Genomic DNA, 19,064 nt, shown 5'->3' on the forward strand with positions numbered 1-19,064 from the left:
ATGTTTCAAACATCATTGAAACGTAGAGGATGCCGAGCCCTTGGACAAGACCGATCCGAACACGACCGATGGGGACAGGACCGATCGCGCCGGGCCCCCGCGGCCCTTCGCCGATGGGCTGCCGGCCCTGAGCGCGACGCATTTCGCGGTCCCGACCTCCGCCGACCTCGGGATCCGCGAAGCCTTCACCCACGCGCCGCGCTTCCTCATCCTTTACGGGTCTCTGCGGGAGCGCTCGTTCAGCCGGTTCCTGGCCTACGAGGCGGCGCGCCTCCTGGAGGCCATGGGCGGCGAGGTGCGGATCTACCACGCGCACGGCCTGCCGCTGCCGGACGACGCGACCGCCGACCATCCCAAGGTGCAGGAACTGCGCGCCCTCTCGGTCTGGTCCGAGGGCCAGGTCTGGGTCAGCCCCGAGCGCCACGGGGCCATGACCGGCGTAATGAAGGCCCAGGTCGACTGGCTGCCCCTGTCGGAGGGCTCGGTGCGCCCGACCCAGGGGCGGACCCTGGCGGTGATGCAGGTGTCCGGCGGCTCGCAATCCTTCAACGCGGTCAACGGCCTGCGCGTCCTGGGGCGCTGGATGCGGATGATCACCATCCCGAACCAGTCCTCGGTGCCGATGGCCTACCGGGAGTTCGACGCCGCCGGCCGGATGAATCCGGGGCCGCTCTACGACCGGGTGGTCGATGTCTGCGAGGAACTCGTGAAGTTCACGCTCCTGACCCGCGAGCGGGCCGATTACCTCGTCGACCGCTACTCGGAGCGCAAGGAGCGGGAGCCGGAGCGGCTCCGGGCGGTGGCGGCGGATATCGGCTTCACGAAGCGGCCCGCCTGAGGCCCCGTGGCGAAGCGCCCGCGGGGTCGAACCAGGGCGGCGCTTGGCCGTTGTGGCACGAAGGGTCCAAGGCGGAAAGGCGACATGGCAGAGCCATCGGAGATCACGGCGCAGGCGATCGCGGCGCACATGGAGGTGCGATCGTCGGACGGACTGCATGTCGGGACGGTCGACCACATGGAGGGCGATACCCTCATCAAGCTGACGCGGTCCGATCCGGCGGCCCATGGCCGCCACCACCTGCTGCCGCTGTCCTGGGTCGAGCGGGTGGACGAGCAGGTCCACCTCACCGCCACGGCGGCCGATGTCCGGGGCTACTGGGAAGATGCCGGCTGAGCGCCCTCCCGCCGGGCGACCTTTCGCCCGGTCGCCGGCCGCGCCATCGACCCTAGCTCCCCGGTGAGCGCGGCAGAACCGCCCCCCCACGATCAGGACGCCCTCGGACATCATGGAACGGCCCAGCGTCATCGTCGGCATCCACGGCTTGGCCAACAAGCCGCCGGTCGATGAGAAGACGCGCTGGTGGCGGGACGCCATCGCCGAGGGCCTGGCGCGCAACGAGGGCGTCGACGGCGCCGCGTTCACCTTCGCCTTCGTCTACTGGGCCGACCTGCGCTACGAGACGCCGCTGGCCAGCGACGACCTCGCCGAGCCCTACCGCCCCCAGGCGACCTCCGACCCCCTCCCCGCCGAGGAGGATGCACCGAGGCTGACGGGTCAGGACGTGCTGGCCACCCTGTATGCCGGGATCGACCGCATCGAGGGGCTGACGGGGGTCACCCTCGTCGACGACGTCATCCTGGAGCACCGCTTCGACGATCTCTGGCACTACCACGGCGAACGCGCCTTCGCGGCGGAGGTCCGGACCCGCCTGAGCGAGCGCCTCGCCGCATTTCGCGACCACCGCATCCTGCTGGTCGCCCATTCCATGGGCTCGGTGATCGCCTACGACGTCCTGCGGCAGCTGGAGCGCGACGCGCCGGACCTGCGCGTCGACCACCTGATCACGGTCGGCTCGCCCCTCGGTCTCGCGAAGGTGAAGATGAAGATCGCGAGCGAATTCGGCGCCACCCGGGTGCCGAACAACCTGAAGCATTGGACCAACCTCGCCGACGGCAACGACATCGCCACCGTCACCGGCACCCTGGCGGAGGATTACGCTCCCAGCGACACCGGGGTCGCCATCGCCGATCACCGGGTGGTGAACGATTACCGGCGGCCCACGGGCGAGGCGAACCACCACAAATCCTACGGCTACCTGCGCACGCCGGAGTTTTCGCGGATCGCGAGCGGGTTTCTGGAGACCGGGGCGGTCGGACGGCGTCGGTGACCGGCCGCCCCTGCGAGACGCAAAGGCGCTCCCTCTCCCAGAAGGAGACGAGACCCGCACAGGACGCCGGACGGGGGTTGGGAGGTCTTGCGACCACCGAAGGGAACCGGTCGTCCGGTCACGGCACTCCGCCCACGAAAAAGGGGACGCCGCGTGGCGTCCCCCAATCCGTCGGTTCTTGGCTGGCGCTCAGCGCTGGCCGGCGTGGTCGCCGTCGCGCAGAGCGCCGGTCGGCTCCTGCACGTGGGCCTCGAGGAACCAGAGCTGCTTGTCGACGCCGCGCGACACCTCGGTGAGGAGGTCGGCGGTGCCGGCGTCACCGGCCTCGTCGGTGTCGTCGATGTTCTGACGCACCGCGTTGGCGTAGACGCCGTAGCGGTCGATCAGTGCGGCCAGGTGGTCGGCGATCGCGTAGGCGTCGAGGGGGTAGGCCTTCAGCTGCGAGGCCGATGCGACCGCCTGGGCGGTGCCGCGGGCGGTGCCGCCGAGCTGGGTGATGCGCTCCGCGACCTTGTCGTTGTAGTCGTCGAGCTCGGTCCGGAATCCGTCGAGCATCTCGTGGATGCCGATGAACTGCGGTCCCTTCAGGTTCCAGTGCGCCTGCTTCACGTCGAGGGCGAGGTCGATCCCGTCCGACAGGCGCGCGTTGAGCACCTCGATCGAAACCTTCTTCGCGTTGGACTTCGTACCGTTCTGGGTCTCGTGGAGACGCTGGTTTCCGGCTTGGGTCTTGGAATCGGCCATTCGGTTCGTCCTTCAAGTCTCATGGAAGGCGCGTCGCTCATCCCGCAGCCTGCGCGGTCGCGACGCCGAGCCTCCGATGTCGGCGGAACATGATCTCGGGCAGGCGAGATGCGCCGCCCGTGCGATCAGTCTGCCCCATCAACGACAGGCCCCGGCCCATGTTCCTGGCCCTGTGGTCGCGCATCCCTGATCTGCGGGGATCACACCCCGCGGCATGCGATTCCCGCATGGGCCGGCCGATCCGATCCGGCCCGAATCCCGCACGACCGGGCCGGCGCGGCACGGGCGGGCGATCGTCAACCATAAATTGGCTTTCGCGCCACCGGCGCGAACGGCCACGCTAAAACGGCGTTGGCCCCGGAGAGGCCGGACTGACAGTCCAAGGCGCTCCCCTAATCTTGAACGACGACTCTTTGTCGCTGGCCCGACCGCGAAACGACTCGCCGAGGGGCCCACAATTCGGGGCGATGCATGGTGGTCGACGGGTTCTGACGCAACGCAATCAAACTTGGTAAGATCTTGGTGAACGGCAGTTTACAATGCTTGTCGTTCCGCGGTGTGAAATCTTAAAGGACACGCTGTTATTCTTGCAAAACACCGACGATCACGTCACGATCGTCTCGCTCTTCGCCGGCAGCCCCGCTGCCATTCTCCGTGGCTTGGCATCCTGCGATGATGGAACCAGAAGTCGCACAGCGTCGCCCGACCACAGCGCTTCCGGACCGGCGGGATACGCCCGCGGGCCCCGTCACGGCCGCGCCCCTGCGCATCCTCGTGGTTCACAACCGCTATCAGGTGCGCGGTGGCGAGGATTCGGTGGTGGCCCAGGAGGTGGCGAGCCTGCGCCGCGCCGGGCAGGTCGTGGAGACCCTGTTCTTCGACAATGCCGCGATCCGGACGGGCTGGGACCGGCTGCGCACCGCCTACGAAGCGCCGCACGCCCCGCGCGGGATCGCCGCCGTGGTGGAGGCCGTCCGCGCCTTCCGCCCCGACGTGGTGCACGCGCACAACGTCTTCCCGCAGGTGTCGCCGGGCATGCACGCCGCGGTCCGGGCCGAGGGGGTCGCCACCGTCCAGACCCTGCACAACTTCCGCGTGACCTGCGCCAACGGCATCCTCATGCGCGAGTCCCGCCCCTGCGAGGATTGCGTGACCGGCTCGCCCTACCAGGCGGTGCGTCACGCCTGCTATCGCGGGTCCCGCCTGGGGTCCCTGGCCGTGGCGCGGATGATCGACGTGCACCGGCGCGCCGGCACCTGGGAACGGGACGTCGACCGCTTCATCGCGCTGACGCCCTTCGCCCGCACCCGCTTCCTCGCCGCCGGGCTGCCGGAGAGCCGCATCCGCATCAAGCCCAACGGTTTGGCCGATCCGGGCCTCGACGCGCGCGGCCCCCGGGCCGGCATCCTGTTCGTCGGACGGCTCATGCCCGAGAAGGGCGTCGGCACCCTGAGTGCGGCCGCGCGCCTGACCCGGGCCCCGATCACCGTCATCGGCGAAGGGCCCGAGGCGGACGCCCTCGCCCGCGAGCCCGGCCTGACCCTGCTCGGCCCGCAGGACCCCACGGCCGTGCAGGCCGCGATGGCGCGGGCGGCCGCCCTGGTGGTGCCCTCGCACTGGTACGAGGGCCTGCCGATGGTGATCGCCGAGGCGTTCAGCCTCGGCACGCCGGTGGTCGCCGCGCGCATCGGCGCCCTCGCCGACCTCGTGACGGAGGGCCGCACCGGCCTCCTCGTCCCGCCCCGCGATCCCCACGCCCTCGCCCAGGCCCTCGACCGGATCGTCGACGACCCGGACGCCGCGCGGGCGATGGGGCGCCACGCCCGCCTCGCCTACGAGCGCGACTGGACCGAGGACGCCGTCACCGCGCGCGCCCTCGCGATCTACCGCGAAGCCATCGCCACCCGTTCCGCCGCCATGCCCCGGGCTGCCGCATGACGCGCCCCCTGACTTCGCGCCCTCTGACTTCGCGCCCTCTCACACCGGACCATGACATGCCCGTGCGCGCCTGGGGCCACGACCCGGACGTCCCCCACTTCCTCCTCGGCGGCGTTCCGATCTCGATCACCGACATGGCCGGCCTGGTCGCCGCGCTCCGGCGCCGCCTGAGCCGGCAGGCTCCGGCGCCCGGGACCTTCGTGGTCTTCCGCGACGCCCACGGCATCGTGCGGGCGCAGGACGAGCCGGAGGTGCGCGCCGCCCACGACGCCGCCCTGCTGGTCTGCGCCGACGGGCGGCCCCTCGCCTGGGTCGGGCGCCTGCGCGGCCACACGGCCATCGCGCAGGTGCCGGGCATCGAATCCGTCGAGGCGGTGTGCCGCGCGGGACTCGAGGCGGGTTGGCGCCACTACTTCCTCGGCGGCGGGCCGGGGGTCGCCGAGAAGCTCGCCGCCGAGATGGCCCGGCGCGCGCCGGGTCTCGCCGTGGCGGGGGCCGAGACCCTGCCCTACCGGCCGCTCACGGAGCCCGAGGCCCAGGACCTCTACGCGCGCCTGCGCGCCAACGGCACCCAGATCCTCTGGATCGGCCTGAGCACGCCCAAGCAGGAACTCTTCATGCAAGCGCACACGCCCGCCCTGCCCGGCGTCATCGCCATGGGGGTCGGGGCCGCCTTCGACGTGAACATCGGCACGATCCCGCGCGCGCCCCGGCTGATGACCTGGTGCGGCCTCGAATGGCTCTACCGGCTGATCCAGGAGCCCCGGCGCCTGCGCGCCCGCTACGCCCAGGTGGTGCCGCGCTTCCTCGCCATCGTGGCCCTCGACCGGGCCCGCTGCGCCAAGCGCGCCCCGCGCCCGGGCGGGGTCCGGCCGGTCTGAGAGCGGGCGCCCCTCAGCCGACGACGGGGGCCAAAGCCGCGCAATAGGCCCCCGTCGCGGCCTCGAGGGAGAACCGCGCCAGGGCCGGGACGGCCCGGGTGCGATAGGTCGCGCGCCGGGCGGGATCGTCGAGGAGCGCCAGCGCCGCCTCGGCCCAGCCCGCCACCGTCAGGGGGCGGACCTCGCCGCAATCCCAGGCTGCCACGAGCTCGCGCGCCGCGCCCGAATGCGGCGAGGCCAGCACCGCCGCGCCGCTCTGCAGGGCCTCCTGCAGCACGATGCCCCAGACGTCGCCGCGGCTCGGGAACAGGAAGAGGCGCGCCGAGGCGTAGACGGCCCCGAGGTCGGCCTGCTGCACGAAGCCGTCGAACTGGGCCGCGATCCCGGCCGCCGCCAGCCGCGACTCCATCTCCGCCCGCAGGGGGCCGTCGCCCGCGACCCGGACCCGCAGGGTCCGGCCCCGGGCCTGGCAGGCGAGGACGACGTCGGTGAAGAAGCGCGCGCCCTTCACGTCCTCGTTCAGGATGCCGCAGAACAGGAGGTCGTAGGGGCGCTCCGTCTCCGGCGTCGTGGCGGCCGGGCCGGGCTCCCAGGCGGGGAAGAGCGGCGCCAGGGCGAGGCGGTCGGCGGGGAGGCCGTAGCCTTCGAGGAGCGCGAGGCTGCCGGCGCTCGCTCCGAGGCCGAAGCGCGCCCCCGGCACCAGCAGGCGCCGCATCGCCCGGTGCGGCCGCGAGCGCCGGCCCGGATCGGTCTCCGGCACCCCGTCGGTGCGCAGGCCGTAGGGCACCCCGAGCCACCGCGCCGCGGCGGCGGCCATCAGCATGGTGGGGGCGAAGTCGTTGACGACGACGAGGCTGGGCCGCAGGGCCGCGAGACGCGGCACGATGGCGGGGTTGATGTAGAGGTTGCTCACGGCGCTGCGGTACCAGCGCAGCCCCGGCACCACGGCGAAGCGATAGGCCTCGGGCTCGGGCATCTCCCAGTGCCGGGCCGCCTCCCGGGCGCTGCAGGCGAGGACGTGGAGCGGCCGGTCCAGGGTCGCTCCCAGGCGCTCGTAGAGGCGGTGCATGTAGGGCGCGCGGGCGCCGATCACGATGACGACGGGTCCGTCGCGGCGCCCGGATGCGCGGCGGCTCATCGCGTGGATCATCGGGCGGCGCGCGTCGGCCCGCCCACGAGGGCATCGATCTGGTAGAGCCCCCAGGCGGGTTCGAGGACGTGGCGGGGCATCAGCAGCAGATCCTCCGGGCCCCGGGCCACGCCCCGGCGGGTGGTGTGGAAGCTGTGGTAGCCGGCGTCGCGGGCAAGGGCCGGGTCGCGGCCCGGGTCGAAGTCGGTGCCGGCCACGCCCCAGGGGCAGGCGAAGTGCCGGACCGGACGGCTGGTCATCGCCTCCAAGTCCCGGCGCGACCGACCCAGTTCCCCGGCGACCTCCGTCGCCGCGAGACGCCCGAGGTTGCGGTGGCTCGCCGAATGCGACCCGACGTCGAGCCCGGCGGCGAGCCAGTCGGCCACGGCGGCGCGGTCCATGTAGCCGGCCCGGTCCCCGCCGGGGGGCGCGTCGACCCAGTCGCTGACCAGGAACACGATCGCGGGAATCGACAGCGCCCGCAGCACGGGGAGCGCCACCCCGTGGGTGTCGGCGTAGCCGTCGTCGAAGCTGACGAGGAAGTGGCGGCCCTGCCCGGCCGTGCCGCTCGCGACGAGGTCGGCGGCCCGGTCCGCCGTGACGAACGTGCCGTGGCGGCCGAGGAAGCGCATCTGCCGGGCGAAGCCTGCCTGCTCGCCCGGCGCGACATGATGGTAGCACAGGGTGTAGAGACCCGCCGGCGCCGCCGCCATCGACCGGGACAGCGCCCGCACCCGCAGGGCCGCCTCGCGCAGGACGGGCGTGTCGCGGATGAAGTGTTCGAGCGTCCTCGGCATCCCGGGACGTTAGCAGCTTCGCGGCCGGGCGGCACGGATGGGACACCGATCCCCGGCAGCATTCGCCAACAGCGTTAAATTAAGGATCTTCGCAGTCTGGGCGGGAGATCTCCGGTCCGCAGGAAGGGATGACAAGCGTTTCGCCGTAGGAAGGCCCGTCCCGCGAGGGATGCGTCGAGGACACGAGGCATGAAGCTCCGATGAGCGCGGTACTGAGCATCCGTCCCTGCCTGGATCCGGCCGTCTGGGACGAAGCGATCTGGGCTCTGCCGAACGGCAACGTCTTCGCCTCGTGGATGTGGGGCGCGTACAAGTCTCAGGTCGGCTGGGCCGTGACGCGTCTCATCGTGCGCGACGCCAGCGAGGCGCCGGTGGGGCTGATCCAGGTTCAGGTGAAGCGCCGGGGCTTCGTGCGGTTCGTCCTGCTCCAGGGCTGCCCGCTCCTCACCGAGAAGGGCGAGAAGCACGCCGAGGCGGTGGTCGCCCTCCTGCTGGAGCACCTCGCCCTCGGGCGCCTCGATCTCCTGGCGGTGAGCTTCGAGCACTTCCAGTCCGACGCCATCCTCCTCGCCCTGCTGGGCCACGGCTTCGTGCCGGCGCAGTCGGCCAAGTACTTCACCCTGGAACTCGACCTCACGGGGGGCACCGCGCCGCTCCTGCAGGCGATGGACCAGCGCTGGCGCAAGGCCCTGCGCAAGGCCGAGCGCAACCCGGATCTCACCACCCGCTTCCTCACCGACCTCGACGAGCGCCTCGCGGCCTTCGACGCGTTCTGGACGATGTACGGCGCGCTGCAGGCCCAGAAGGGATTCCGCGACAGCCTCGACGGACCGCTCTTCCGCGACCTCGTCGCGCGCGATCCCCATCACCGCATCCTGGAGGTGCGGGAGAAGGGCGAGCGGGTGCTGGTGCGGATCGCCCACGTCTCGGGTCGGCGCTTCACCGATTTCTACACGGCCTCGAACGACCGGGCCCGGGCCTGCGCCGCGCCCACCCTGGCGGTCTGGCGCTTCGTCGAGCAGGCCCATGCGGAGGGCCGCGAGACCTTCGACTTCGGCGGCATCGACCCGGCGGGCAACCGCGGCGTGTTCGAGTTCAAGCACGGCCTGAGCAAGCGGCCGGCCCTGAGCGGCCCGCGCTGGATCTATGGCCGCACCCCCCGCCTGCGGGATGCCGCGGCGGCGTTCCTGTCCTATCGCTGAGCGAGGCATCCCCCGGAGGTCGATGGTCCCGCAAGCTCCCGTGATCCAGCCCCTCGGCGACGAGGCCGGGCTCGTCGCCCGCGCGCGGCGCTTCGCCCGGCGTCCGGCCCTGGCCTCCCTGCTCGACCAGGCCGTCGTCAGCGGCTTCGGCTTCGTCAGCGGCATCGTCACCGCACGCCTGGTCGGCATCGAGGAATTCGGCCTCTTCGTCCTGATCCTGATCGTCACCGCCTTCGCGCAGGGGCTGCACAACGCCCTGGTGACCGCCCCCATGATGACGCTCGCGGCGCAGGGGCGCCGGTCGGCCCCGACCTACGACGCCACCGTCCTGGCCGCGGCCCTCCTGGCCGCCCTCGCCGCCGCCGCCGGGGTGGCCCTCGCCCTCGTGGGCATCTTCGCCCTGCGCCACCACGCCGTGGAGTGGGGCGTGGTCCTCGCCGGTGCCGGGCTCGCGCTGGCGCAGAACCTCCAGCTCACCGTCCGCCGGACGCTGTTCGCCCGGGGGCGCGGCCTCGTCGCCGTGGCGATGGACACCGCCCGGGCCGTCGCCTTCCCCCTGGTGCTCGGGGCGGCCTGGGGGGCGGGCCTGCCCCTCGACGCCGCCCTCGCCACCGCGGCCCTGGCGGGGACCGCGCTCGTCACCGCCGCCCCCCTCGCCTACGGGATCTGGCGCGCCCCCCGGCGCGCCCTGCGCCTCGGGCCGGTGGCGCGCCGGCACTGGGGCATCGGCCGCTGGATGTTCCCCCTGGTCTTCGTCACCTTCGGGCAGGAGCAGATGGCCTGGATCCTCGCCGGGATCATGCTCGGCGACGAGGCGATCGGCGGCCTGCGCGCGGCGCAGTACCTCGTGGGCTTCGTCATCATTTTGCTCACCGCCACGGAGAACATCCTGCCCACGGCGGCGGCGCGGGCCTACGAGACCGGCGGCGAGGGAGCCCTGCGCGCCTATCTCGAGAAGGCGACGCTGACCCTCGGCCCGGTCGTCGCCCTGCTCCTCCTCGCCATCGCGCTTCCGGCGGGGACCTGGCTCACCCTCGTCTTCGGACCGGCGTTCGCGGACTACGCCGCCAGCGTGCGGATCCTGGCGCTGGCGGTCGCCTGCATCTTCCTGCGCGATATGGTGACCCAGTATTTCCGGGCGATCCAGGAGACCGGCCCGGTCTTCCGCGCCTTCGTCGTCAGCCTGGTCGTCTCCCTGACGATCATGGTGCCGCTCATCGCCTATGACGGCATCACCGGCGCGGCCCTCGTCATCACGATCGGGCACGCGGTGTCGGCGACCCACCTGATCCTGACCCTGCGCCGACGCTCGGCCCGGGGCGGCTGAGCCCCCGGCCGGACCCGTCGGAGACCCGCATCCGTCGGCGTCAGGCCGCCAGGGTCTTCATCCAGGAGAAGAGGGGCAGCTGGGCCTCGCGGCCCATGCCGGACAAGGCCTCGCCCAGGCCCGTCTCCCGCGGCAGGACGCCGAAGCGCCGGCTGAAGGCGCGGCTGAACGCGCTCTGGCTGGAGAACCCGGTGGCGTAGGCCACGGACGAGACGCGCGGCGTCCCGCCGGGGGCGGTGAGCAGGCGCATGGCGCGCAACAGGCGCCGCTCGCGGATGTAGGCGGCGACCCCGCCCTCGGCCTCGAACAGGCGGTAGAGCTTCGAGCGGGAGAGGCCGAACCGGGCGAGGATCGCCTGGGCATCCAGGGCCTCCGAGCCCAGTTCCGCCTCGATGAAGCGCCGGATCGCGATGCCGGTGAGCTGGTCCGCGGCACGGGCGGCGCCCTCCTCCGGCTGGAAGCAGGCGCTGCACAGGTGCGCGGCCGAACGGGCGAGGTGGTGGGCCTCGTGGGCGCTCAAACCCCCGGCACAGGCGGCGAGCCCGGACAGGAAGGTGTGGAACAGCCGGCGCACCGGCGTGCCGCCGTAATCGAGGGACTGGCCGTGCAGGCCCTCGATCGTCGCGCCGTGCTCGGCCAGGAGCGCGCGGGGCAGCATGATGTTGGTGGCGCAGACGGCCTCCGCCTCGGTCACCACCGGCTGGGCCATGTCGAAGACGACCAGCTGCCACGGCTTCACCGCGGCGGCCCGGCGCCCATTCGCCACCCTGCTCTGCCCGACCGTGTAGAACTGCAGGAGGATGTGGTCGATGCCCTGCTGCGCGATCATGCGGGCGTTGCGCTCCAGGCGCTGGACCGGCGCCGAGACGCTGCCGAGCAGCACGGACCCGAAATGGTAGGTCGTCAGGCCGAAGCCCGCCGACAGGTCGGCATCGCGGGCGACCGTCACCGCGTAGATCGACGCCAGATGCTCCTCCCAGGCGCGCGCCCACCGGTCCGGATCGGCGGGAAAGCGGAACCGGTCGCACGGGATCGCGGCGGCCTGATCGTCGGACGCGGGATTTTCGGATGCGGGATCTCCCGGAGCGGAATTCTCGGACATCGCATCTCGTTCGAGGGTCGGCGCCGCGTCGAGGGCCGTCGTGGACTGGGGACGCCCGCCGGACTCGCCCAGCCCCGGCCTGTGTTGTGTCCGTACTTTCAAAGGGCAGGCTTAGACAAGCACAAGTTCGTCGAGAAACCCGGCTCGTCGCGTCGCCATTGGAGGACATGGCCTCTTTGCTAGGATTCGCCGGCCGGCCGGGCCCTCCGTGTCGAGGTCGATGCCGGGCAAGCGGGCCGGGGCCGGTCGTCCACAAGCTTTTCCCCGCCTGTGTCTTCTGCGACCGAGAGTCGTCGAGACCGTTCGGCCGGCATTTACGATATTGTCGAAGTCCGGTCGCGTTTCGGGAGCAATTCACATCGATGAAACGCTTCACACCGGAAGTGTCGTCAGCGTCGGACCCGCAGGCCACCAGGGAGGAACACGCGTGCTGAACCTGTTTCTCGTCCTGGCGATCCCCGCCTGGTTCACGATGCTCTATCCCGTGGTCCGGCGCAGGCTCGCGGCGGCGGTTCGCCCGCTGGATGCCCGGCTCGTGCTGCCGATGGTGCTGGTCTGCACCTTCGCGTTCATGCCCCTGGTCTTCACGGTGCCGCGGGAAGACGGAAACGCGGTGCTGGAGGAAGGACTGAGCGCCTCCAACATCATCACCCTGGTGCTCACCGGACTGACCGGCCTCTACCTGTTCGGAAAGATCGCCCTCGACCGGCGGGTGGCGCTGCTGCCCTTCGCGATGCCCTACCTGCCCTTCACCCTGATGATCGGCGTGAACACGCTGAGCGCCGCCTGGTCGATCGTGCCGCCCTACACCCTCTATCGCAGCGCCGAACTGTTCATCTTCTATCACGCCTCGATCGTGATCTTCGACCGGACCGACATCGAGCGGCGCTTTGCCGACCTCCTGGCGATCATCACCGTGGCCTGGCTCGTCGCCGTGCTGCCGATCATCCTGGACAGCCTGGCGCACGGCATCGTGTTCTCGGCCGCCAAGAACAACATGATGCCCTTCGTCTGCGCGATGCTGGGCTTCCTGGTGATCTTCCGGCCGCCCGAGCGCCGGCGCCGGACCTACCTCGCCCTCGCCCTCGCGGGCTTCGTCATCGCGGGCTCGGCGGCCAGCACCGGCGCCCTCGTCGCGGTGGGCCCGGCCCTGCTGATGTCCTCGCGCCACGCCGTCCTGCGCCGCCTCGGCATCGCGGGCGCCCTCCTGGCCATCGTGGGCTTCGTCCTGCTGATGCTCGACCTCGCGGCCTTCCCGGCGCTCCTCGACCTTCTGGCCACGATCCTCCAAAAGCCCGCCATCGAGCTCGCCAACGGCACCGGGCGCTCGACCTTCTGGCCGACCTTCATCGCGGCGACCCAGGACCGGCTGGCCGGATCGGGCTTCTCGGCGGGCGACCGCTTCATCCAGCTCCTGATCCCCACCACCGCCCTGGCCGAGACCCTGGGGCGGGAGGACGTCTTCATCACCAGCTCGCACAACATGTTCCTCAGCGCCTGGGCCGGCACCGGGCTGATCGGCCTCGGCTTCGCCCTCGTGGTCCTGCTCACCACCCTGTCCTGGGGCATGAAGCTCGACCTCGGCGGGCGCCGCTTCGTGGCCGCCTCCGTGCTGATGCTGGTGCTCAACGGCATGACGACGCCGGGGATCTTCCAGGACTGGAACGTCAACGTCCTGGCGCTCGCGGGCCTGCTCGCCTTCATCCGCGTCCAGCTGCCGCCTGACGGGCGCGTGCCGGCCTATCCCCGCGCCCCGGCGCCCGCGCCGGTTGCGCGCCCGCCCGCCCCCGAGGCCGGCCTCCCGAGCACGTGGCGCATTTCATGAAACGCGCCCTCCACCCGGCGGCCTTCGGCGCGCGACGTGCCGAAATCAGCCGGATCGACCGACCGGGCCGGGACTCGGCGGACCGCGGTGTCCCAGGGCGGGACACGGGCGGCCCCGGGCCCCAGTCCTCGCCGATTGCGTAACGGAAAGCGTCCATGGCTGTCATCGAACGCGCCCCCCCGGCGATCCTGCAGCACCTCGGTGCCGGCACCGAGCCGTCGCGCGAGTCGCTGCCCTGGTTCCTGGACATGAGCGAGGTCGGCCGCATCCTGCGCCGGCGCTGGCCAACCGTGATCCTGCCGATCCTCGTCCTCCTGGGCCTGGCGGCGGGCTACCTCGCCCTGCCCGCCCAGTACGCCGCGACGGTCCAGCTCCTCATCGACCCGCGCGGCCTATCCGTGCTGAAGGACGAGGCCAACCCGCAGGGCCAGGCCAACGAATCCACCCTGCTCCTCGTGGACAGCCAGCTCCGGGTGCTGCAGTCGGACGACGTCCTGCGCAAGGTCGTGGCCACGCAGCACCTCGCCACCGACCCGGACTTCGTGGAGCCCGGCGCCCTCGACCGCTTCCGCGCCTGGGTGGGGCACCTCCTCGGGCGCCCCGCCGAGCCCGAGGCCGACCCCGCCCTGACCGCCCTGCGGGCCCTGCGCGACCGGATGTCGGCCCGGCGCCTGGAGCGCAGCTTCGCGGTCGACGTCTCGGTCTCGTCCAACGACCGCGAGAAATCCGCCCGCCTCGCCCAGAGCATCGCCGAGACCTACCTCGCCACCGAGATCGGCACCCGCTCCGAGGCGATCCGCCGGGCGCGGGAGGGGCTGAACAGCCGCCTCGGCGAATTGCGCGACGGCGTCCAGCAGGCCGAGACCGCGGCCCAGGCCTTCCGCACGAAGAACAACCTCGTGGGCACGCGCACCCAGCTCGTCAGCGAGCAGCAGCTCGGCCAGCTCAGCGACCAGCTCGGCGCCGCCCGCGCCAAGGCTGCCGAGCAGCAGGCGAAGCTGCGCCAGATCGAGGGCGCCGCCGGCGGCGACCCGGCCAAGCTCGACTCGATCCAGGAGGTGCTGCAGTCCCAAACCATCGGGCAGCTGCGGAGCCAGCTCGCCCAGGCCGAGCGCCAGCGCGCCGACGCGGCCCTAAGCCTCGGCGAGCGTCACCCGGCGATGAACGCCTCCGACGTGCAGGTGCGCAGCGCCCGCAACCAGATCGACGCCGAGGTGAAGCGCATCGGCGCGGCCATCCGCAACGAGTACCGCGCCAGCCTCGCCAACGTCACCGAGCTCTCGCAGGCCCTGGAGAAGCGCAAGGCCGAGGCCCTGAAGGTCGGCGACAGCTTCGTGAAGCTGCGCGAGCTGGAGCGCCAGGTCGAGGCCCGGCGCGGGGTCTACGAAGCCTTCCTGGTGCGCACGCGCGAACTCCAGGAGCAGCAGCAGCTCGACACCTCCACCTCGCGCATCATCTCGCCGGCCCTGCCGCCGACCCGGCGCCAGGGGCCGCCCGCCGCCCTCGTCCTGGCGGCCGCCCTCGTGGCGGGACTCGGCCTCGGGATCGGCGGCAGCCTGATGGCCGAGCAGTTCAGCGGGCGCATCCGGTCGCGCACCCGCCTGGAGGCGCGGACCCAGCGCCTCGTCCTCGGGCTCCTGCCGACCCTGCCGCGCGGGGCCCGCAACGGGACGGACCGCCTGGGCAGCGGGCCCTACGAGGTCGCCATCACCCGCCTGCGCAACCGCCTGCGGCGCGACCTGCCGGCCAAGCGCCCGCACGTGATCGTGGTCACCTCCGCCGACGACGTCGCGGGCCGCTCGATGCTCGCCCTCGACTACGCCGCCTCGGCCACCCAGGAGAATGAGCGCGTCCTCCTGGTCGACGCCTCCGCCGACGGCACCGTGACCCGCGAGGTCGGGCTGCCGCCCCGGCGGGGCGGGGCCCCGGTTCCGGGCCGATCCGACCTCTCCGACGTGCTGGTGCGCCACCGCTCGGGCCTCGCTCTCATCCCGCAGGACGGCCAGACCGCGCGCAGCGACCTGCGCCACTACGTCGACAGCATCCTGGGCACCCAGGACGCTTACGACCTCGTGGTGATCCATGTGGGCCTGATCGGGGCCGACGCCATCGCCGAGCGCCTGGCGGCCGATCCCCGGGTCACGGCGGTGCTCGTCACCGTCCGGCACGGACAGAGCCGCTATTCCACCCTCGACCGGGCGCTCGCGGCCATCGGCCCGCGCCCCTTCGTGGGCCTCGTGCTCACCGGGGCCGAGGCGCTCGACTGAGGCGCCGGAACACCCCCGTCAGGCGGGGGTGTCGGCGCCGAGGTGCCGGTCGAAATAGCCGATCGTGTGCATCAGCCCCTCGCGCAGCGACACGGTCGGCTCCCAGTCGAGAAGCGCCTTGGCCTGGGCGATGTCGGGGCGGCGCTGGCGCGGATCGTCGGCGGGCAGCGGGCGGGCGACGATGCGCGAGCGCGAGCCCGTCAGCGCGATCACCAGCTCGGCGAGCGCGCGGATCGAGAACTCGCCCGGATTGCCGAGGTTGATCGGGCCCGTCACGGAGGGGCCGGTCGCCATCAGGCGCAGGACGCCGTCGATGAGGTCGTCGACGTAGCAGAAGGCCCGGGTCTGCGAGCCGTCGCCGTAGAGCGTGATGTCCTCGTTGCGCAGGGCCTGAACCACGAGGTTCGACACCACCCGCCCGTCGTTCGGGTGCATGCGCGGGCCGTAGGTGTTGAAGATCCGCGCCACCTTGATCGAGAGCTTGTGCTGTCGGTGGTAGTCGAAGAACAGCGTCTCGGCGCAGCGCTTGCCCTCGTCGTAGCAGGAGCGATGCCCGATCGGATTGACCCGGCCCCAGTATTCTTCCGGCTGCGGATGCACCTCGGGGTCGCCGTAGACCTCGCTGGTCGAGGCCTGGAAGATCTTGATCTTCAGGCGCTTGGCCAGCCCCAGCATGTTGATCGCCCCGATGACGCTGGTCTTGGCCGTCTGCACCGGATCGAACTGGTAGTGCACTGGCGAGGCGGGACAGGCGAGATTGTAGATCTCGTCCACCTCGACGTAGAGCGGAAAGGTCACGTCGTGGCGCATGAACTCGAAGCGGGGATTGTCGAGCAGCGGCGCGATGTTGCGGCGGGACCCGGTGAAGAGGTTGTCGACGCAGAGCACCTCGTGGCCCTGTTCCAGCAGGCGCTCGCAGAGGTGGGAGCCCAGGAAGCCCGCCCCGCCGGTGACCAGCACCGTCTTCGTCTCGCCGTATCGCATGCCGGATCCGAACCGCCTCGCATTGCAGGATGATACCGTCGTGGTCGCCGGGGTTCGGCGCGCGCGACCCGAAGGCGCAGCGGGGCCGCGATCATGGGGCGTCCGCCACCGTATCGACCCGCGCGACCGATGTCTCCGCGGCGAACGCGGCCGCGCAGGACCCGATGCGTCCCGGCCGGAGACCGACCGGGGGCCGCCCGCGGTTCGGGGCTATCGTTCCGCCGGGGACGGAGGAGAGGGGGCGAGCCGCGCGTCGCGGTCCAGCCGCGCGAGATCCGCCTGCCGCACCACCGCGCCCGCCGCGTCGAGCACCGTGCCGAAGCGCGCTGCACCCTGTGCGGGGGCGTCGGCGGGCAGGCGCAGGCCGTCCGGGCCACGATTGCCGGACCGGACCTGCTCGTCGGCCCGGGCGCCGTCGGCGAACCGGAACGGGTCGCTGTCCAGGAAGACGTTCCCGGTCAGGCTGTTGCGCGCCGCCGCCGGATCGTCCTGGAGGATCGTGGCCAGGCCGGGATAGCGGGCGCGCCAGAGCTTGGAGCCCACCGGCATCGCCGCGAAGGCCGCCCGCAGCTCCGATTGCGGGTCGGCGATCGCGTCCCGGGCCCAGGTCCGGCCGCGGGCATCGACGTGAATGGCCGGGCTCGAGTCCACGAACAGGTTGTCGACGATGCGGTTGTCGCGGCCGCCGCCGAGGAAGACGGGCTGGTCGACGCGGACGAACAGGTTGTCCCGCACGGTGACGCCGCTCGCCATGTCGTCGAGATAGACGCCCTTGATCTCGAAGCCCGGCGCGGCGCGGATGTCGTGCAGGTAGTTGTGTTCGATCACCGTGCCGCGGGCGGTCCAGTCCCGGCCGGAATAGATCGCGCCGCTGTCCGTCGAGCCGGACAGGACCCGGGCGATCTCGTTCCAGGCGACCCGGTGGTCGTTGCCGCGCAAGTGGATGGCGTACTCGTCGGTGTCGTGGATGTAGTTGCCCTCCACCACCTGGCCCACGCCGTCGAGGGTGATCGCCGGGCTCTGGGTCCGTGCCACCTGGGCGTAGTCGCGGATCCGGCAATCCCGCACGAAGAGCCCGGCCGGGGTCAGGCTGGCCCGGTCCCCGCCCGACAGGCGCAGGGCGCCGATACCCGTTTCCGCCACGTTGCTGCGCTCGAGGCCGCTGGCGGTCGCGCGCGCGATCGACAGGGCCCGGCCGGGGGTCCGGCGCAGATTCACGCCGGACAGGACGACGTCGGTCGCGTCCGCGACCCGGACGAGGTCGCCGCGCGCCTGTTCGAGGGTCAGCCCTTCGAGACGCAGGTGCGACGCGCCCTCAACCGCCAGCAGGGTGTCGGTCACCGCCACCTCCGGCGCGGCGGCAGGATTGCGCGGCCAGACCAGGAGGACGCCCCAGCCCACGTCCCGCCACCATTCGCCGGGCGCATCGAGTTCGGCGAGCGCGTGGACGATGCGGTAGCGGGCGCCCCGGGCGATGCCCTCATAGGGCCGGTCCCCGAGGGTCAGGCGCTTGGCCGCTCCATCGAGGCCGACCACCGGAAAGGCCTCGAACAGCCAGTCCCAGTGCCAGTAGCCCTCGGCCCATAGGTCGGGCTCGCCGCGCCAGCCGGCCGCGCGGCCGTCCGAGATGGTGAAGCCGGGCGCGTCGTCGGAGGCGGCCGCCACCTTCGCCCAGCCGGCATTCGGCCAGCGCGCCGGCCAGAGCGACCCGGCCCCGTCGAAGACGGCGAGGTTCACCCGGGCGTCGCGTTGTGCGAGGGTGCGGGGTTCCTGGATACGGGGTTCGAGGCCGGCCGCCGCCGGCAGCCGATAAGCGCGGACCTGGGTCCGGGCGGATGGGGGCAGGCGCGCGAGGAGATCGGCGGGAATGCCGCCGGGTGCGGGCTGCAGGGGAATGGAGCCGACGAGACGGCTGGTGCCGTCCGGGCTGCCGCGCACCACCAGGGGGGCGGCCGTCGTGCCGCCATCCTCGGGACCGAACCGGACGGGCTCGGCGAGGCGGTGAAGGCCCGGCGCGAGGACGATCTCGATCGCGCGACGCGGATCGGATCGGCGCCAAGCCTTCTGCCAAGTGCGGCGCAAGGCCAGGGCTTCCGGCAGGGTGGCGACGACGGCGTGACCGACGGCGCGCTTCGGAGCGGCTGCGCCGGACTGGGGATCGACCGTGATGACGACGGGCTCGGCCGCGTGGGCCACGCCCGGGGTCGCGGAGAGGAGGATAGCCGCGAGGCCGGCCCGGAGACGGGACGCGACGGCGTTCCGTCGCTTGCCCGCGTTCCGACGGGTCCACGTGCGCTTGGCAGAAGTCCGGTTGCCTCGCTCCAAGCGGCGCCCCTTGATTCACCGGCACCCCGACGACGGGATGTCGGTCAGGGCGCCTCGGTGATCTTAGGCGGTCGGGTAGGAGAACACACCCACCGACTTGTGGAACTGCACGGTCTCGCGCACCCGGTGGCGGCGGGCCTTGTCGAGCAGGCGGCTGTCCAGGCGGTCGCCGCCGATATCGGCGAACTGCTGGTCTGTCAGGTCGGCGATCTGGCGCGCCGAGGCGTTCTCCTTCCAGGAGGAACGGATGTGGTTGAGGATCGCGTGTACCATGGGAGTCTGGGTCCGAAACGGTTCGTGCCACGGGGTCTGTCGCCCCGTCGCCATGGCCCTGATGTAGGCGTCGCCGCAGCGCAGCACGAGGGCTGAGGCGGC

Annotated in this window: 16 protein-coding genes; 9 read left to right on the plus strand and 7 right to left on the minus strand. The window is 72.1% G+C overall.

Annotated features, from left to right (window positions below):
• Positions 1–40: 40 nt before the first annotated feature.
• From arsH to AC6EUL_RS01555, 3 genes are all read left to right on the plus strand, one after another.
• Positions 41–838, plus strand: coding sequence for an arsenical resistance protein ArsH (gene arsH / locus AC6EUL_RS01545; protein ID WP_499868438.1), 798 nt, complete (start codon positions 41–43; stop codon positions 836–838).
• 84 nt (positions 839–922) lie between these two features.
• On the plus strand, positions 923–1,174 hold the full coding sequence (locus AC6EUL_RS01550; protein ID WP_056212438.1) for a DUF2171 domain-containing protein: 252 nt from the start codon (positions 923–925) through the stop codon (positions 1,172–1,174).
• Positions 1,175–1,286: 112 nt separating this feature from the next.
• Positions 1,287–2,168, plus strand: coding sequence for an esterase/lipase family protein (locus tag AC6EUL_RS01555; RefSeq protein WP_056270737.1), 882 nt, complete (start codon positions 1,287–1,289; stop codon positions 2,166–2,168).
• Between the two features lie 189 nt (positions 2,169–2,357).
• On the opposite strand, the gene dps is transcribed toward AC6EUL_RS01555, so the two are convergent.
• Complete coding sequence (dps, locus tag AC6EUL_RS01560; protein ID WP_056270740.1) at positions 2,358–2,912, minus strand: DNA starvation/stationary phase protection protein Dps; 555 nt, start codon at positions 2,910–2,912, stop codon at positions 2,358–2,360.
• A 672-nt stretch (positions 2,913–3,584) separates the two neighbouring features.
• On the opposite strand from dps, the gene AC6EUL_RS01565 reads away from it, so the two are divergent.
• A complete protein-coding gene (locus tag AC6EUL_RS01565; RefSeq protein WP_499868442.1) occupies positions 3,585–4,850 on the plus strand; it encodes a glycosyltransferase family 4 protein in 1,266 nt (421 codons plus the stop codon).
• 56 nt (positions 4,851–4,906) lie between these two features.
• On the plus strand, positions 4,907–5,731 hold the full coding sequence (locus AC6EUL_RS01570) for a WecB/TagA/CpsF family glycosyltransferase (RefSeq protein ID WP_056212444.1): 825 nt from the start codon (positions 4,907–4,909) through the stop codon (positions 5,729–5,731).
• Positions 5,732–5,744: 13 nt separating this feature from the next.
• Here AC6EUL_RS01570 and AC6EUL_RS01575 read toward each other — a convergent pair whose 3' ends face one another.
• Together AC6EUL_RS01575 and AC6EUL_RS01580 are read right to left on the minus strand one after the other, a co-directional pair.
• Positions 5,745–6,869, minus strand: a complete 1,125-nt coding sequence (locus AC6EUL_RS01575; protein WP_499868444.1) for a glycosyltransferase family 4 protein — start codon at positions 6,867–6,869, stop codon at positions 5,745–5,747.
• Between the two features lie 8 nt (positions 6,870–6,877).
• On the minus strand, positions 6,878–7,657 hold the full coding sequence (locus tag AC6EUL_RS01580) for a polysaccharide deacetylase family protein (protein ID WP_499868445.1): 780 nt from the start codon (positions 7,655–7,657) through the stop codon (positions 6,878–6,880).
• 200 nt (positions 7,658–7,857) lie between these two features.
• Here AC6EUL_RS01580 and AC6EUL_RS01585 point away from each other — a divergent pair, with 200 nt between their 5' ends.
• Positions 7,858–8,859 carry a lipid II:glycine glycyltransferase FemX gene (locus tag AC6EUL_RS01585; RefSeq protein ID WP_056212449.1) on the plus strand — a complete coding sequence of 334 codons (1,002 nt, stop codon included), beginning with the start codon at positions 7,858–7,860 and terminating at the stop codon, positions 8,857–8,859.
• Positions 8,860–8,881: 22 nt separating this feature from the next.
• Entirely contained in the window at positions 8,882–10,186 is a 1,305-nt protein-coding gene (locus AC6EUL_RS01590; RefSeq protein ID WP_499868447.1) for a lipopolysaccharide biosynthesis protein, read from the plus strand.
• 40 nt (positions 10,187–10,226) lie between these two features.
• Here AC6EUL_RS01590 and AC6EUL_RS01595 read toward each other — a convergent pair whose 3' ends face one another.
• Entirely contained in the window at positions 10,227–11,288 is a 1,062-nt protein-coding gene (locus tag AC6EUL_RS01595) for a helix-turn-helix domain-containing protein (protein WP_499868449.1), read from the minus strand.
• A gap of 427 nt (positions 11,289–11,715) precedes the next feature.
• Here AC6EUL_RS01595 and AC6EUL_RS01600 point away from each other — a divergent pair, with 427 nt between their 5' ends.
• Positions 11,716–13,113, plus strand: a complete 1,398-nt coding sequence (locus AC6EUL_RS01600) for an O-antigen ligase family protein (RefSeq protein WP_056270752.1) — start codon at positions 11,716–11,718, stop codon at positions 13,111–13,113.
• 155 nt (positions 13,114–13,268) lie between these two features.
• On the plus strand, positions 13,269–15,380 hold the full coding sequence (locus AC6EUL_RS01605) for a GumC family protein (protein WP_499868450.1): 2,112 nt from the start codon (positions 13,269–13,271) through the stop codon (positions 15,378–15,380).
• 18 nt (positions 15,381–15,398) lie between these two features.
• Here the strand turns inward: AC6EUL_RS01605 and AC6EUL_RS01610 are convergent, their stop codons facing one another.
• The 3 genes from AC6EUL_RS01610 to AC6EUL_RS01620 all read right to left on the minus strand — a co-directional run bounded on the left by AC6EUL_RS01610 (position 15,399) and on the right by AC6EUL_RS01620 (position 18,962).
• The gene (locus AC6EUL_RS01610) at positions 15,399–16,364 is read right to left on the minus strand and encodes a UDP-glucuronic acid decarboxylase family protein (RefSeq protein WP_056494819.1); all 966 of its coding nucleotides are present in this window, start codon (positions 16,362–16,364) and stop codon (positions 15,399–15,401) included.
• Between the two features lie 210 nt (positions 16,365–16,574).
• A complete protein-coding gene (locus tag AC6EUL_RS01615; RefSeq protein ID WP_499868452.1) occupies positions 16,575–18,560 on the minus strand; it encodes a right-handed parallel beta-helix repeat-containing protein in 1,986 nt (661 codons plus the stop codon).
• 192 nt (positions 18,561–18,752) lie between these two features.
• Positions 18,753–18,962 (minus strand): hypothetical protein, encoded by a 210-nt coding sequence (locus tag AC6EUL_RS01620; protein ID WP_056212464.1) that lies wholly within the window; start codon positions 18,960–18,962, stop codon positions 18,753–18,755.
• Positions 18,963–19,064 lie beyond the last annotated feature (102 nt).

It is taken from the genome of Methylobacterium sp. 001424705 (assembly GCF_059816145.1).

What these genes read in the sequence shown, in the direction of transcription:
- AC6EUL_RS01585 (WP_056212449.1), top strand. Translation starts at nt 7,858, where the DNA reads ATGAGCGCGGTACTGAGCATCCGTCCCTGCCTGGATCCGGCCGTCTGG.
- AC6EUL_RS01575 (WP_499868444.1), bottom strand. Translation starts at nt 6,869, where the DNA reads ATGAGCCGCCGCGCATCCGGGCGCCGCGACGGACCCGTCGTCATCGTG.
- dps (WP_056270740.1), bottom strand. Translation starts at nt 2,912, where the DNA reads ATGGCCGATTCCAAGACCCAAGCCGGAAACCAGCGTCTCCACGAGACC.
- AC6EUL_RS01565 (WP_499868442.1), top strand. Translation starts at nt 3,585, where the DNA reads ATGATGGAACCAGAAGTCGCACAGCGTCGCCCGACCACAGCGCTTCCG.
- AC6EUL_RS01590 (WP_499868447.1), top strand. Translation starts at nt 8,882, where the DNA reads ATGGTCCCGCAAGCTCCCGTGATCCAGCCCCTCGGCGACGAGGCCGGG.
- AC6EUL_RS01595 (WP_499868449.1), bottom strand. Translation starts at nt 11,288, where the DNA reads ATGTCCGAGAATTCCGCTCCGGGAGATCCCGCATCCGAAAATCCCGCG.
- AC6EUL_RS01570 (WP_056212444.1), top strand. Translation starts at nt 4,907, where the DNA reads ATGCCCGTGCGCGCCTGGGGCCACGACCCGGACGTCCCCCACTTCCTC.
- AC6EUL_RS01605 (WP_499868450.1), top strand. Translation starts at nt 13,269, where the DNA reads ATGGCTGTCATCGAACGCGCCCCCCCGGCGATCCTGCAGCACCTCGGT.
- AC6EUL_RS01555 (WP_056270737.1), top strand. Translation starts at nt 1,287, where the DNA reads ATGGAACGGCCCAGCGTCATCGTCGGCATCCACGGCTTGGCCAACAAG.
- AC6EUL_RS01610 (WP_056494819.1), bottom strand. Translation starts at nt 16,364, where the DNA reads ATGCGATACGGCGAGACGAAGACGGTGCTGGTCACCGGCGGGGCGGGC.
- AC6EUL_RS01620 (WP_056212464.1), bottom strand. Translation starts at nt 18,962, where the DNA reads ATGGTACACGCGATCCTCAACCACATCCGTTCCTCCTGGAAGGAGAAC.
- AC6EUL_RS01580 (WP_499868445.1), bottom strand. Translation starts at nt 7,657, where the DNA reads ATGCCGAGGACGCTCGAACACTTCATCCGCGACACGCCCGTCCTGCGC.
- AC6EUL_RS01550 (WP_056212438.1), top strand. Translation starts at nt 923, where the DNA reads ATGGCAGAGCCATCGGAGATCACGGCGCAGGCGATCGCGGCGCACATG.